Source organism: Porphyrobacter sp. GA68 (genome assembly GCF_022605525.1).
Lineage (GTDB): Bacteria > Pseudomonadota > Alphaproteobacteria > Sphingomonadales > Sphingomonadaceae > Qipengyuania_B.
On the sequence record NZ_JAKQYJ010000001.1, the window covers coordinates 280,913 to 294,375 of the forward strand.

11 protein-coding genes are annotated in these 13,463 nt (G+C 64.6%); 8 read left to right on the top strand and 3 right to left on the bottom strand.

Annotated features, from left to right (window positions below):
- Positions 1 to 15: 15 nt before the first annotated feature.
- From LHJ54_RS01375 to LHJ54_RS01390, 4 genes are all read left to right on the top strand, one after another.
- Positions 16 to 1,011, top strand: a complete 996-nt coding sequence (locus tag LHJ54_RS01375; protein WP_228241896.1) for a sensor histidine kinase — start codon at positions 16 to 18, stop codon at positions 1,009 to 1,011.
- Positions 1,012 to 1,143: 132 nt separating this feature from the next.
- Entirely contained in the window at positions 1,144 to 3,426 is a 2,283-nt protein-coding gene (locus LHJ54_RS01380; RefSeq protein WP_228241897.1) for an autotransporter assembly complex family protein, read from the top strand.
- On the top strand, positions 3,426 to 7,664 hold the full coding sequence (locus LHJ54_RS01385; RefSeq protein ID WP_228241899.1) for a translocation/assembly module TamB domain-containing protein: 4,239 nt from the start codon (positions 3,426 to 3,428) through the stop codon (positions 7,662 to 7,664). The genes LHJ54_RS01380 and LHJ54_RS01385 overlap by 1 nt, the downstream gene beginning before the upstream one ends.
- Positions 7,664 to 7,855, top strand: coding sequence for a hypothetical protein (locus LHJ54_RS01390; protein WP_228241901.1), 192 nt, complete (start codon positions 7,664 to 7,666; stop codon positions 7,853 to 7,855). The genes LHJ54_RS01385 and LHJ54_RS01390 overlap by 1 nt, the downstream gene beginning before the upstream one ends.
- 91 nt (positions 7,856 to 7,946) lie before the next feature.
- On the opposite strand, the gene cutA is transcribed toward LHJ54_RS01390, so the two are convergent.
- Both cutA and LHJ54_RS01400 read right to left on the bottom strand, forming a co-directional pair.
- The gene (cutA, locus tag LHJ54_RS01395) at positions 7,947 to 8,258 is read right to left on the bottom strand and encodes a divalent-cation tolerance protein CutA (protein ID WP_228241903.1); all 312 of its coding nucleotides are present in this window, start codon (positions 8,256 to 8,258) and stop codon (positions 7,947 to 7,949) included.
- Positions 8,255 to 9,346: a COX15/CtaA family protein gene (locus LHJ54_RS01400; RefSeq protein ID WP_228241907.1), complete on the bottom strand. Its 1,092-nt coding sequence runs from the start codon at positions 9,344 to 9,346 to the stop codon at positions 8,255 to 8,257. The genes cutA and LHJ54_RS01400 overlap by 4 nt, the downstream gene beginning before the upstream one ends.
- Positions 9,347 to 9,452: 106 nt before the next feature.
- Between LHJ54_RS01400 and LHJ54_RS01405 the strand changes: the two genes are divergently transcribed.
- From LHJ54_RS01405 to LHJ54_RS01420, 4 genes are all read left to right on the top strand, one after another.
- Complete coding sequence (locus LHJ54_RS01405; protein ID WP_228241910.1) at positions 9,453 to 9,824, top strand: MerC domain-containing protein; 372 nt, start codon at positions 9,453 to 9,455, stop codon at positions 9,822 to 9,824.
- A gap of 16 nt (positions 9,825 to 9,840) precedes the next feature.
- Positions 9,841 to 10,050 carry a sulfur carrier protein ThiS gene (gene thiS, locus LHJ54_RS12745; RefSeq protein WP_228241913.1) on the top strand — a complete coding sequence of 70 codons (210 nt, stop codon included), beginning with the start codon at positions 9,841 to 9,843 and terminating at the stop codon, positions 10,048 to 10,050.
- Between the two features lie 3 nt (positions 10,051 to 10,053).
- The gene (locus LHJ54_RS01415) at positions 10,054 to 10,836 is read left to right on the top strand and encodes a bifunctional sulfur carrier protein/thiazole synthase protein (RefSeq protein ID WP_228241915.1); all 783 of its coding nucleotides are present in this window, start codon (positions 10,054 to 10,056) and stop codon (positions 10,834 to 10,836) included.
- A gap of 195 nt (positions 10,837 to 11,031) precedes the next feature.
- Positions 11,032 to 11,559: a hypothetical protein gene (locus LHJ54_RS01420; protein WP_228241917.1), complete on the top strand. Its 528-nt coding sequence runs from the start codon at positions 11,032 to 11,034 to the stop codon at positions 11,557 to 11,559.
- A 92-nt stretch (positions 11,560 to 11,651) separates the two neighbouring features.
- Here the strand turns inward: LHJ54_RS01420 and LHJ54_RS01425 are convergent, their stop codons facing one another.
- Positions 11,652 to 13,454, bottom strand: a complete 1,803-nt coding sequence (locus LHJ54_RS01425; RefSeq protein WP_228241919.1) for a long-chain fatty acid--CoA ligase — start codon at positions 13,452 to 13,454, stop codon at positions 11,652 to 11,654.
- Positions 13,455 to 13,463 lie beyond the last annotated feature (9 nt).

Here is a 13,463-nt window from a genome sequence, read left to right on the forward strand (position 1 = left end):
ACACAGCAAACGCTGATGGCGAACGCAGACATGCGGGCGCGCCTTGCTCTCGAAGCCGGGCACATGGGCAGCTGGGTCGCGTCACTGACGCGGAACACCGCCGCCGGCGACGACGCGGTGTGCCGCATCTTCGGCATTCCGCAAAGCGACGCACCCCGGCCGATCTCCGACTTTCTGGAACATGTGCACATCGAGGACCAATTCCGGCTGGAAGAGGCGATTGCCCGATCCCGCGACCACGGAGAAGAATTCCGCGCCGATTTCAGGGTGCGACATGGTGATGACTGGTGTTGGTTCGCAGGGCGCGGCAGACTGACCCACAGTGAAGACGGTGAAATCCTGCTGGTCGGGGTCAACTGGGATATTACCGCCCGCAAGGCAGAGGAAGAACGGCTGTCCATTCTGGCCAAGGAGATGGATCACCGGGTAAAGAACGCCTACAGCGTGATGCTGGCGCTGGTCCGGCTGGGCTCCCGCTCCGCCACCTCACTCACGAGCTTCACCGATACGCTGACCGCCCAGCTGCGGGCGATGGCGGATGCCCATCGGATGAGCACCACGGCCGCCCAGCTTGAACATCAGGACAGCGCGCGGCTGGCACAGATCGTGCGCATGGCGGTGGCTCCTTGGTTGGCCGCGAATGCCGAACGGGTGGTCATCGACGAGAGGGCGACCGCGAGCCTGCCGCTTGGTCAACTGTCCGCCTTCGCCATGCTGACTTACGAACTGGCAACCAACGCCGCGAAGTACGGGGCGCTGAACTGCCCCGACGGTCATCTGGTGGTGACAATAGACCGGATGGATGATGGCATCGTCCTGTTCCGCTGGGACGAGACAGCCGATCATGAACTTGCCCGCCAAGCTCGCGAAGAACAGGAAATCGGTTCGGAAGCGGGGTTTGGCACCACGCTGCTGAACCATTGTGCCGCCACCTTGAAAGCGCGGCTGAAACGGGAATTGCGTCCCAGCGGTCTGCTGCTGGAACTTCGGCTCCCGGAAAATGCCGACTGACGGCTTTGCAGGCACCAGGCATCGCGCCGCAAAGGCATGAGTTGTTGGCAAAATGGCACGGCGGCAAAGCAAGTTGATCGGGCATCTTCAATTCGACTTGCTGTCCGGCAGCACTGTTGCGAAACAGTCGTGATGAGGTGGCTATCTCCCGCTGTTTGTGTGCGCAGCGCCACGGCGCTGACGCTGGCGATGCTGGCGTCACCTCTTTATGCGCAGGAGACCGAAGAGCCGGAGACGCCGCTTCGCGAGCAGCCTGCACTGCCGATCCCGCAACCACCGCCAGACGCGGCGCTGCCTGAGATAGAGCCGATCATCAGTCTGGAGGAGCTTGAAGACGCGGTTCCCGATCTGCCTCCGCCGGACGAGGATGCGCTGGACGCGCCGCTGGAATCCATCGCCGAGTTCGAACGGCGCATCGCGGCCGAACAGGCCGGTGCCGATCCCGCAGCGGGGGCCGCCCCGCCGCTTGGGATACCGGCGCTGGCGGATGGCGATCCGGTGGAAGAGATCGGCGACGCGCCGATCCGTGATGCCGAGTTGATCGCACCGCTGCCGCCGCTGAACGAGTTCGACGTTGCTCCGGTAGAGTTCGCGCAAGGTGCCGAAGTCGACGAACTGCCTGACATCGCCTATGCTCTGCGCATCAACGGCCTTGCGGAAGTCGACGCAGAAGCGGGCGCGGACCTGCTCGCGCTGTTCGACGATCTGGCGACGCTCAACGAAACCGGTGAAGTTGACAACACTGCGCAGCTCACGGCCCGATTGACGGAAGACAGCGTCCTGCTGGGTCGCATTCTCGCATCCGAAGGCTGGTTCGCGGCAGATGTCCAGACCCGCATCGAGCAGGGCGAAAACGGTTCCCTGGTGGCGGTGATCGACGTGGTGCCGGGCGAACGCTACTCTTTCGGCAGCATCGATGTGGCCGCAGCGCCAACGCGGCAGCCTAACCTCATCGAAGATACGCTGGCCCTGCAAGTGGGCGATCCCATTGTCGCCGGTCGTGTCATCGCGGCGGAGGCAGAAGTCGCGGTCGCCCTGTCGCAACGCGGTTATCCCTTCGTCGAGGTGGGGCAGCGCGACATTCTGCTCGACCCTGAAACGGGCACGGGCGATTACCGCCTGCCCATTGAGACCGGTCCGTACTCCGTGTTTGATGGCATCGAGGTGACGGGCGACCTTGCTTTTGATGCAGATCATGTCCGCACGCTGGCGCGGTTCCGGCACGGTCAGGAATATAACAGCCGGCTGGTTGACGACCTGCGCCAGGCGCTCGTCGCCACCGGACTGTTTTCGACCGTGACGGTGCAGCCGGTCGCGTCCGGGGAGGAAGTGCCAGGCGGCGAAGCACAATATGCTACAATCGTCGTGGACCAGAACGCCGGGCCGCCGCGCACCCTCGCGGCCAGCGCCGGGTACGGGACGGGGCAAGGGTTCCGGGTTGAAGGCAGCTGGACACACCGCAACCTGTTCCCGCCCGAAGGGGCGCTGATCGTCAGCGGTGTTGCCGGCACCCTGGAACAGGGCCTTGCCGTCACCTTCCGCCGGTCAAACGCCGGTCAGCGCGACCGCACGTTCCAAGCGCAGGCACAGGCGCTGTATTCCAACTTCGACGCGTTTGACGCTTACACCGGCCGCCTGTCGGTCCTGTGGAGCCGCGATTCGACGCCGATATGGCAGAAACCGTTCACCTATGCCTATGGTGCGGAGATCGTCGCCACGAACGAACAGGACTTCAACTTCGACACCGGACAGTTGAACCGGCGCACGTTCTTTATCGGCGGACTGCGCGGCCAGGCCGGTTTTGACCAGACCGACAGCCTGCTCGATCCCACAAGGGGCTACCGCCTGGTCACGCTGATCCAGCCGGAAGGTTCGTTGCAAGGCAACTTCTCGCCTTATGTGCGGGCGCAAATCGAAGGTTCGGCCTACTTTCCGGCAACGGACGCGCTGGTCATTGCCGGGCGCGTTCGGCTGGGGACGATACAAGGTGCCGAGCGATTCGACATCGCCCCGTCACGCCGCCTCTACGCAGGAGGCGGCGGCTCGGTACGCGGTTATGGCTTTCAGCAGCTGGGGCCGCGTGTCGCCCTGCCCAACCCTGACTTCGACCCTGCGGACGACGACAATGACGAAGAACCGTTCATCTTCCGCCCGATTGGCGGACGCAGCCTCAACGAGGCGGCTATCGAGGTGCGTTACCGCTTCGGCGACTTCGGCGTGGTCGCCTTTGTCGATGCAGGTCAAAGCTATACCGCGACCACTCCGCGCTTCAACAACCTCCAGTACGGGGCCGGCATCGGCGCGCGGTATTACACCAACTTCGGCCCGTTCCGGATTGACGTCGCCACTCCGCTGAACCGGCGTGAAGGCGACAGCCTCATCAACGTTTACGTGTCGATCGGCCAGGCGTTCTGATGGCCGAGGAAGCGCCTGTGACGGCAACCGAAGAGCCGCTGGAGGCGGAGAACACGCCGCGCCGCGCCTGGGGCTGGACGGTGCTGAAATGGGTCGGCCTTGCTCTGCTCGGCCTGGTGCTGCTGGTCGCTGCCGTGTTCCTGGGACTCAACACCGCGCCTGGCAAACGATTCATCGCCGACCGCATCGCCGCGCTCGAATTCGAAAACGGGCTGCAGATCGATGTGGGACGCATCACTGGCTCAATCTATGGCGAGATGGTGCTGCGCGACGTTGCGCTGTCCGACCCGCAGGGCGTTTTTGCCACATCACCGCAGATTGCCGTCGACTGGCGGCCGTTCGCCTATCTGCGCAACCGGGTCGATGTGCGGTCGGTGACAGCGCAGCTGGTTACGCTGGAGCGGCTGCCCGAATTGGCGGAAACGCCTCCGTCAGAGGATCCGCTGCTGCCCGACCTCGATATTGAGATCGGACGCCTGCACGTCACCCGCCTCGTCGCGGAAGCACCGGTTACGGGTGAACGGCGGGTCCTGACCTTGGGCGGGAATGCGCGGATCGCCGATCGCCGAGCACAGGTTAACCTGGCTGCGCGCACCTTGGACGGCGGCGGATTGGCCGGTGGCGACCGGCTGAACATGGTGCTGGACGCGGTGCCGGACGAGAACCGGCTTGCCTTGGACCTCGTGCTGAACGCTCCGGCCGATGGCGTCATAGTCGCGCTCGCCGGACTGGACGAGGCGCTGGACGTGCGGGTCAATGGGCGCGGAGACTGGGCCGCCTGGGACGGCCGGCTGCTGGCCGACTTGGGCGGAGAAAGCTTCGCCCGCCTCGACCTCGCGGCCCGCGACGGAACCGTGCGGATCAGCGGCCCGACACAGGTGGCGCGGTTGTTCGATGGCCCAACGGCGCAGTTGCTCGGCCCGGTGCTGGCGGTGGACCTCACCGGTTCCATGGCGGAGCGGCGGGTGGACCTTGCCGGCACCTTTGCCAGCGACGCACTGCGGGTCAACGCCAACGGCCTGGTCGATCTGTCGAACAACACGACACGGGACCTGCGCGTCGGATTTGTCCTGCTGCGCCCCTCCGCTCTGGCCGAGAACCTGTCAGGCAGCGGTCTGCGAGGACAGCTGGTCCTGAACGGAGATTTCGCAACCCCGCGGGTGCGGTATGCGCTGAACGCCAATCGGCTGCTGGTGAATGACGTCGGGTTTCAGAACCTGCGCGCCAGCGGTGCAGCGGAAGTGCGCACGGACCAGATATTCATCCCCGTCACCGCGCAGATTGCGCGGATCACCGGCCTCGACACGGTGGCGGGCGGAACACTGGTCAACGTGCGGGTCGCAGGCGATCTGGCGATCGACGGACCCCGCATCCTGTCGGACAATCTGCGCATCCGCTCCGACCGGATCGACGCCGGGCTGGTGCTGGCCGCCGATACCTCCGCGGGCCTGTACGCCGCCGCAATCGACGGACGGATCGACAACTACCGGCTCGAATCGGTCGGGATCCTGAACTTCAACACCGACATAGATCTCGAAACAACCGCCGGCGGCGGCTTTGCCCTGGCCGGGCGGGTGCAGGCGCGGTCGACCCGGCTGTTTAACGACAGTGTGCGCGATTTCCTCGGCGGACAGGCGGTGGCAGCCGCCAATGTCCGCTATGGCAGCGACGGGATCGTGCGTTTCAGTGGACTGACGTTGCGCGCGCCCGCGGTGCGGATCACCGGGGGCAGCGGGTTCTACAACCCTGACGGGCGGCTTGCGCTGAACGCGCAGGGCGTGACCAACGCATATGGGCGCGTCGGCGTCCGGGTCGCCGGAACCCTCGCCAATCCCAACGCTTTCGTGACGGCGGAACGGCCTGATCTGGGCATAGGTCTTGCCAATCTGGAAGCAAGGATCACCGGCGCGGCGGGCGGTTATCGCCTGAACGCGGTTGGCGATACCGATTACGGCCCGTTGACCGCCGATGTGGTGCTTGGCACGGGACCGCGACTTTCGCTCGATATCACTAGCGCCAACCTTGCGGGCATCGACTTTGCCGGTTCGGTGCAGCAGACCGCCGCCGGACCTTTTGCCGGCCAGTTGAGGGCCAACGGGCGCGGCGTCAACGGCATCGTCCGGCTGGATGCAGAGGGTCGATTCCAGCAGGCGCTGGTCAACCTGCGCGCCGAAGGCACTACTTTCCCGGCACCGGCAAACCTCGCCATCGGCACGGCGGCAGTGGACGCGCGGGTCATCCTGTACGAACGACCCTATGTCGTGGCCGATGTACAGCTCTACCGCTCCACGATCAGCGGGGTCTATTTCAATGCCGCGCGCGCTCTGGTCGATTACCGCGATGGCGCTGGCACCGCGCGTGTTCTTGCAGAAGGAACGGGCGGAGTGCCGTTCCGCGTCGCCGCCAATGCGCAGCTTTTGCCCGACCTGTGGCGCGTGGCGCTGGACGGCCGCGCACGAGGCATAGCCTTCCGTACCGCCACTCCCGCCCGCATCGTGCCGGGCGACGATTACCAGCTGCTCCCCACCCGCATTGACGTTGGGGGTGGCAACATCCGCCTGGCCGGCACCTATGGCAGCGGTTTGCGGGTACAGAGCCGGCTGGAAAACATCGACCTGGCGCTTGCCAATGCGTTCGTCGCCGGATTGGGGGTTGGCGGGCGCGCTACTGGCAGCCTTGATTTCGACCAACCCAGTCCGGACGCCTTTCCGCGCGCCGACGCGCGCCTGACCATTGACGATTTCCGGCGCACCACCGCTGCTCTGGTCAGCCAGCCGGTCGACATCACATTCGTCGGCAAGCTGCTCCCGGACGGAGGAGAGGCGCGCGCTGTGCTGCGCCAGCGCGGTGCTGTTGTCGGCCGCATGGTTGCCTCGCTCCGCCCGCTGGGTCCGGGAGCCGGGCCATGGACGGAACGCCTGCTGGCGGCACCGCTTGGCGGCGGCATCCGCTATAACGGCCCGGCCGACACCCTGTTTTCCTTTGCCGGCATCGCCGACCAGCAGCTGTCCGGCCCCATCGGCGTCGCAGCCGATTTCACCGGACGGGTGGCAAATCCCGAGCTGAACGGGATCGTGCGCGCGAACAATCTGACCTATCGAAACCTCAGCTACGGCACGCAGCTGACCAATCTGGCGCTGCAGGGACGCTTCACCGACGACCGGCTGCTGATCGATCAGGCAACCGCGCGTGCCGGCAACGGCACCGCCAGCGCGCAGGGGTTCATCAGCCTGTCCGCCGCGCAAGGCTATCCCATCAATCTCGCGGTCGAACTGGACAATGCCAGGGTGGCGCGAGGCAATCCGATCGACGCCACCGCCACCGGTTCGTTCCGTGTGACGAAGCAGGCCGGGGAAACCGCTCTGGTCTCGGGCGAACTGCGCCTGCCGGAAACACGCTATGAGCTGACGCGGCAAGCTGCCTCGGAAGTGCCAGTGCTGACCGGGGTGCGGTTCAAGCCACCGCGCGGACCGGTACGGATCACCGGCAACGAACCGGCGGAACAGACACCCGGCCTGTTCGACCTCCTGCGGCTCGACCTGGGCATCCGCGCGCCGGAACGCCTGTACGTGTCAGGCATGGGGCTGGAATCGGAGTGGGAGGCGAACCTGCGCCTGCGCGGCACCAGCGCCGACCCGCGGATCGTGGGCGAGGCTAGCCTGATCCGCGGTACCCTGGGCTTTGCGGGCCGCTCGTTCGAACTGACCGACGGCCTGGTCGCCTTTACCGGCGGGGCGCAGACCAACCCCACCATCCGGATCGTCGCAACCGAGGACATTGAGGGCATCACCGTCAATGTGAACGTCACCGGACGCGCCTTGAATCCGCAGATTGCGTTCACCAGCACGCCCGGACTGCCGCAAGACGAGATCGTGTCCCGCATCCTGTTCGGCTCGTCGGTCGCCAATCTGTCGGCGATCCAGGCGGTACAGCTCGCCGCTTCCTTGAACAGTCTGCGGGGGTCGGGCGGGGGGCTTAATCCGCTGGGTGCACTGCGTTCGGCGGTCGGCATCGACCGTCTGCGGATTCTGGGTGCGGACGAAAGGCTCGGCCGCGGCACCGCGCTGGCGGCGGGGCAGTACATCACCGATGATATCTATATCGAGTTCATCACCGACGCGCGTGGCTTTACCGCCACTCAGCTTGAGATCAGCCTCACCCCTGCACTTTCGATCCTCAGCCAGGCGGGCGGGTCGGGTGCGACCAACCTCAACGTACAATACCGGCGGAATTATTAATGCGCGGCATGTGGCTCTGCATGGCGCTCGCCATCGCGCTGCTCACAGCGGGTTGCAAGGAAGAGCCGACGTTCGACGAACGCTATGCGCAAACGCAGAAGCGGATCGGCGACAAGTCGCGCGAACTGGACCGGAACCTTGCGCAGACGGCGCCCGCCTCGCCCTCCGATGGATCTGACGCGCCTAACTGAAAAACTGCTGTTGGCAGGATCAGAGGGTCACGCCGGCGGCACTGGCGCGCGCCTGGATACGTAAAGCCTCGGAAACCGGGAAGATCACCGGCTAGCGCGGCACCAGATCGCCCAGCCAGCGCGCTGTACTCTGACCCGCCACGTCGCACCGCCAACCCAACACGGCGGGGGTATCGTAGGGATGCGCCGCTTCCGTTGCGGCAACGGCCTGTTCCAGCAAAGCGGCATCCGTCTTGAACAGCACCGCAACTTCCTGGCTTTCTCCACGTTCACCGTCCCAGTCAAAAAGAGATGTGACAGTCACAAAGTTGGCGCAGGCGATCAGGCGATCATCCAGCAATCGGGTAGCCACCTGGCGCGCGCTGCTCTCGTCGGGAAAGGGGCACCAGATCACCGCGCTCATGGCGCTGCCTCAAAATTGGCACGCACCCGTCCATGCACATGCGCAGCCCAGGCAACCGCGGCCACCAGCAAAGCGCCAACCACCTGATGCGCTACCGCCAACCACAGCGCCACGCCGCTCATCACCGTTGCAATGCCCAGCAGGATCTGTGTGCCCAGCACCGCATGCACCGCCACTGAAGCGCGCCGGTCAAGCTGGCGAACCCGCAACGCCAGCACGACCAGCGCCGCCACCGCCGCCCAGGCCCACCAGCGGTGCAGGAAGTGGAGCAGGAAAGGATCGTGGGTCAACGTCCACCAGAACCCGTCGCTCCATTGCAGTTCCGGAACCAGCCGACCGTTCATCAATGGCCAGTCATAAGCGGCATGGCCCGCGTTAAGGCCCGCCACCCATGCTCCCAGCAGAAGCTGGAGGAACAGCACGGCTCCGACCCAAGTGGCCGTAGCTGTCATTCGCGCCGGACGCGCCGCACGGTTCCGGTCGAGCGCGCGCATGTCGAGGGCGGTCCACACCAGCAACGCCAGGGTCAGGAACGCAGTGAGAAGATGGACCGACAGCCAGAAATGGCTCACATCGGTCATTGTTTCGTTCAGGCCCGAACGCACCATCAGCCAGCCGAACACGCCTTGCAGGCCGCCAAGCGCAAGCAGGCCAACCAGGCGAGGTTTGTACCCGGCCGGAATGGCGCCCTTTACCCAGAACCAGGCAAGGGGCAGCGCGTAGGCAAGGCCGATCACCCGGCCGAGCAGGCGGTGAAACCACTCCCAGAAAAAGATGAACTTGAAGGCAGCCAGGTCCATGCCCGCTGGACCGGACTCGTTGATGTATTCGCCCGTCAGGCGATAACGGGCGAACTCTGCCTCCCACTGCGCCTCCGTCAAAGGAGGCAGAATGCCGGTAATCGGCTGCCATCTCGTGATCGAGAGGCCGGATTCCGTGAGCCGGGTTATCCCGCCGACAGATACCATTACGACGACCAGAGCGGCGACCAGGAACAGCCACACGGCGATAGCCGCCGGGCGGGCAGCGGTGCTAGTGGCGGGTCCGGTGGAAAGGAGCGCGCCTGGCGTCCGGCTGATACTGCTCATGTGTCTTTGTTGTGCCGGCACTGAGGCATTTTCAAGAGCAGGCGGAACCTTTCGCCATTGGCAGCGCTTGCCAGATGTTACACCATCACATATATGGCTGGCTCAAATGGCGACGGCACCCAACTTCTTGCGGCAGCGACTTGACCGGGCGGGCATGGTCCTTTCCGGATTATGCGCAGCCCATTGCGCAGCCACTATTCTGGTCGTCTCGGGGATCGGGTTTGGCGCACAGTTCCTGCTAGAACCATCAATTCACAAGGTTGGTCTGTTGCTGGCGGCGCTTATCGCAGGAGTTGCCATCGGCTGGGGCGCGGTGCAGCACCGGCGCCGCGCGCCTTTTGTAGTCGCTATGATGGGACTGACCTTCATGGGCGGCGCACTTGCGGCACCTCATGGCATGTACGAAGCCGTATTGACGATCATCGGCGTCTGCTTTGTTGGCCTGGGCCACGTGCTGAACTTGCGCACTGCGCATTGAAGGTTATCTGGCGGGAATGACCGCTCCCATCACTATAATCGTCAACGGCGATACTCGCCACACCGCGGCCAGCAACATCGCCGCGCTGGTGCAAGAGCTAGAGCTCGATCCGGCAAAGGTTGCGGTCGAGCACAACGGCGCCATCGCCCCGCGTTCCGACCTCGCCGGCCATGCTTTGTCCGAAGGCGACCGGCTGGAGATAGTTCATTTCGTGGGCGGGGGCTGACTGGTGACGGACCGACAAGACGACAGCTGGAGCGTTGCCGGACGCACTTTCCGCTCGCGCCTGATCGTGGGGACCGGCAAATACAAGGATTTCGCGCAGAACGCGGCCGCACTGGACGCGAGCGGGGCGGAGATCGTGACCGTCGCAGTGCGCCGCGTGAATGTCAGCGACCCCAAGCAGCCGATGCTGACCGACTTTATTGATCCCCGCCGTGTCACATACCTTCCCAACACAGCCGGCTGCTTCACTGCCGACGAGGCGATCCGCACCTTGCGCCTGGCGCGAGAGGCGGGAGGCTGGGATCTCGTGAAGCTGGAAGTGCTGGGCGAGGCGAAGACGCTGTACCCGGATATGCGCGAGACCTTGCGTGCGACGGAGGTGCTGGCAAACGAAGGCTTTCACCCAATGGTGTATTGCGTGGACGATCCGATCGCCGCGAAACAGTTGGAGGATGCCGGCGCGGTCGCCATCATGCCGCTTGGCGCGCCGATCGGCTCCGGCCTCGGCATCCAGAATCGCGTGACAATCCGGCTGATTGTGGAAGGCGCGAGCGTACCCGTGCTGGTAGATGCCGGCGTCGGCACCGCGTCCGACGCGGCCATTGCGATGGAACTTGGCTGCGACGGTGTGCTGATGAACACCGCGATCGCAGAAGCACAGGATCCGATCCGCATGGCGCGGGCCATGCGCCTCGCTGTGGAGGCCGGCCGTGACGCCTATCTGGCGGGACGTATGGCCACCCGAAAGTACGCGGACCCCAGCAGCCCGCTTGCCGGGCTGATCTAGAACATGGTGCAGCCCGCTTGCCGGGCTGATCTAGAAAGGGGTGCAGCCCGCTTTCCGGGCTGATCTGAACGAGTAGGCAGCCCTTCGGCGGATCCGGCATCCGAACATCGGGCATTTATTCATCTCCTTGATTACGGCCCGTTAACTATCTTGCGCGACACTCTTTCTTCAAGGACAGGGAAGGGACACCGCCACATGACCACCACCCGCACGGCATCCGTGATCGTTGCCGAACTGCGCGAATTCGCCGGATTCGAAGATGCGGAACAGCGTTATATCAGCCGTGCGCTCGACATTGGACTGGCCCGCCGCGACGCATTCAGGACCTGGGCGGTGGAAGAAGGGGACGGCCTTGCCCTGCGCCGCCACTACATCGCATATCAAAACCTGCGCGCCCTGCGGGGATGCGTTCCAAACGCGGATAGTCTGGCCGGTGCCGAAGATTTTTTCGTCCGACTGGTAACCATGATTGCCTTCGATCTGGGCCAGGAGCAGATCGAAAGTTTTTCGGCCTTGCGGTTCCTGTACGAACGCTTGCTGGGTGCCGAAGTACGCCCATGGCTCCCGCCCGCCTTCTGCGCGGCCGCCGCCCTGCCCCAGATCCGCTGCGGCCGGCGCAAGATCCTGCTGCAGTCCCTCAGCGAAGCCGCCGCCACCGCTCCGGGCTGGTCACTGCGCGAGCCACGCTTCCTGCCGGACGTGGCGGACGCGCAGGCAGCATGATCAACGGGCGTGTGAACTGGGTTTGCGCGAAACAGAGTCGTTAGGCAGACCCGTCTGCAACTAGCGGTTCTCAGGCACGGCGGCACCGCGCTTCACGCACGGTACAAGGCGTCCAGGCGCGCTCCGTAACGCTCCCTGATCTTGTGCCGGCGGATCTTCATGGAGGGGGTCATTTCCTCGTTGTCGATCCCGAATGGTTCATCGGCAAAGGCGAAACCGCGTACCTTTTCCGTCACCGAAAGATCGGCGTTCACCCGGTCGACGGCCGAGCGCACCGCTGAACGGAACGCGGCATCCTCCTTCAGGATCGCCAGATCGGCCGACTTGCCATGCTCCGCTGCCCATTCGGCCATCCATTCGACATCGGGAACGATCAACCCAACGACGTAGGGCCGTCGGTCGCCTGCGACCATCGCCTGACCAATCTCTGGCTGCAGCGTCAGCATGCCTTCCAGCTTCTGCGGCGCGACATTATCGCCCTTGTCGTTGACGATCATGTCCTTCTTGCGGTCGGTAATGACGATGCGGCCCTTGTCGTCTAGGTAGCCGATATCGCCGGTGTGCAGCCATCCGTTCTGCAACGCTCGCGCACTCTCGGCAGGGGCTTGCCAGTAGCCCTCCATCACCAGTTCACCCCGGCAGAGGATTTCGCCATCCTCCGCAATCCGCACCTCTACGCCGCGCAGCGGCGCGCCCACGGAGTTCATTGCGATCCCGCGCGCGGGACGGTTGCACGAGATAAGCGGACCGCTCTCGGTCTGCCCATAACCTTGCAGCATGGTCAGGCCCATTGCCTGGAAAAACACCCCGACATCCGGATTGAGCGGCGCGCCGCCTGACACGAGCGCTTTCATCCGGCCGCCGAACTTGGCCCGAATTTTGGGCCGGAGCAGCTTTTCCAGCACGAAGTTCAACGTCTTGTCGCCCAGGCGATACCGCCCTTCCGCCCGACGCTGGCCCAGGGCTACGGCCTCGTTCATCAGGCGCAGCGCCGCGCCGCCCTGCTTTTCCACCTGCTTGATGATCCGCGTTCGCAGCACCTCGAACAATCGGGGCACGACCACCATGACGGTGGGACGCACTTCCTCGATGTTGGTGGCGAGTTTTTCCAACCCCTCGGCGTAGAAAATCTCGGCGCGAAGCGCGATGGGCAGATGCTGCCCCCCGGTATGCTCATATGCATGCGACAGCGGCAGGAACGACAGGAACCGGTCGTCCCCGACACCAAAATCCTCCGCAACGATCTCGGCCGCGCCCGCGATATTGCACAGGATCATGCCATGGTGTTGCAGCACGCCGCGCGGCGCGCCGCCGGTGCCGCTGGTGTAGATGATGCAGGCGGTGTCGGTTCGCTCGATCCCGGCGATCCGCTGGTCAACTGCCGCGCGGGCGGCGGCCGGATCGCCTTCACCGGTCATCTGCGACCAGCCGTGGCAGCGCAGATTGCCGCTTTGATAAGCGCGAACCTGATCTATCGGGATGATGTGTTCAACCAGGCCGGTGCGCATGATTGCCGGGATGAGCGGCTGCGCCAGCTTGTCGTTGGAGACGATCACCGCGCGTGCGCCCGAATTGTCGAGGATGTGCTGGTGATCGCGTTCCGTGTTCGTGATATAGGCGGGCACGGTAATGCAGCCGGCCGCCATGATGCCAAGGTCGGCGATGCACCATTCGGGCCGGTTTTCACTCACCAGTGCGACCCGATCCCCCTTGTCGAGACCAATCCGGCGCAGGTTTTCCGCCAGCAGACAGACCTGATCCGCCGCCTCGCCCCAGCTGATCGTGCGCCACGCACCCGCAACCTTGCGGCCCAGGAAGGGCCGGTCGCGGTTGGAGTCCGCGCGACGCAGGAACAGTTCGACAAGATTGGTGGCGCTGTCGATGTCAGCGAGCATCCGGTATCC

Bases quoted from the DNA above. Each gene is read 5' to 3' on its own strand.
- LHJ54_RS01420 (WP_228241917.1), top strand. From the start codon at position 11,032: ATGACCACCACCCGCACGGCATCCGTGATCGTTGCCGAACTGCGCGAA.
- LHJ54_RS01390 (WP_228241901.1), top strand. From the start codon at position 7,664: ATGCGCGGCATGTGGCTCTGCATGGCGCTCGCCATCGCGCTGCTCACA.
- cutA (WP_228241903.1), bottom strand. From the start codon at position 8,258: ATGAGCGCGGTGATCTGGTGCCCCTTTCCCGACGAGAGCAGCGCGCGC.
- LHJ54_RS01375 (WP_228241896.1), top strand. From the start codon at position 16: ATGGCGAACGCAGACATGCGGGCGCGCCTTGCTCTCGAAGCCGGGCAC.
- LHJ54_RS01425 (WP_228241919.1), bottom strand. From the start codon at position 13,454: ATGCTCGCTGACATCGACAGCGCCACCAATCTTGTCGAACTGTTCCTG.
- thiS (WP_228241913.1), top strand. From the start codon at position 9,841: ATGACCGCTCCCATCACTATAATCGTCAACGGCGATACTCGCCACACC.
- LHJ54_RS01380 (WP_228241897.1), top strand. From the start codon at position 1,144: ATGAGGTGGCTATCTCCCGCTGTTTGTGTGCGCAGCGCCACGGCGCTG.
- LHJ54_RS01385 (WP_228241899.1), top strand. From the start codon at position 3,426: ATGGCCGAGGAAGCGCCTGTGACGGCAACCGAAGAGCCGCTGGAGGCG.
- LHJ54_RS01405 (WP_228241910.1), top strand. From the start codon at position 9,453: ATGGCGACGGCACCCAACTTCTTGCGGCAGCGACTTGACCGGGCGGGC.
- LHJ54_RS01400 (WP_228241907.1), bottom strand. From the start codon at position 9,346: ATGAGCAGTATCAGCCGGACGCCAGGCGCGCTCCTTTCCACCGGACCC.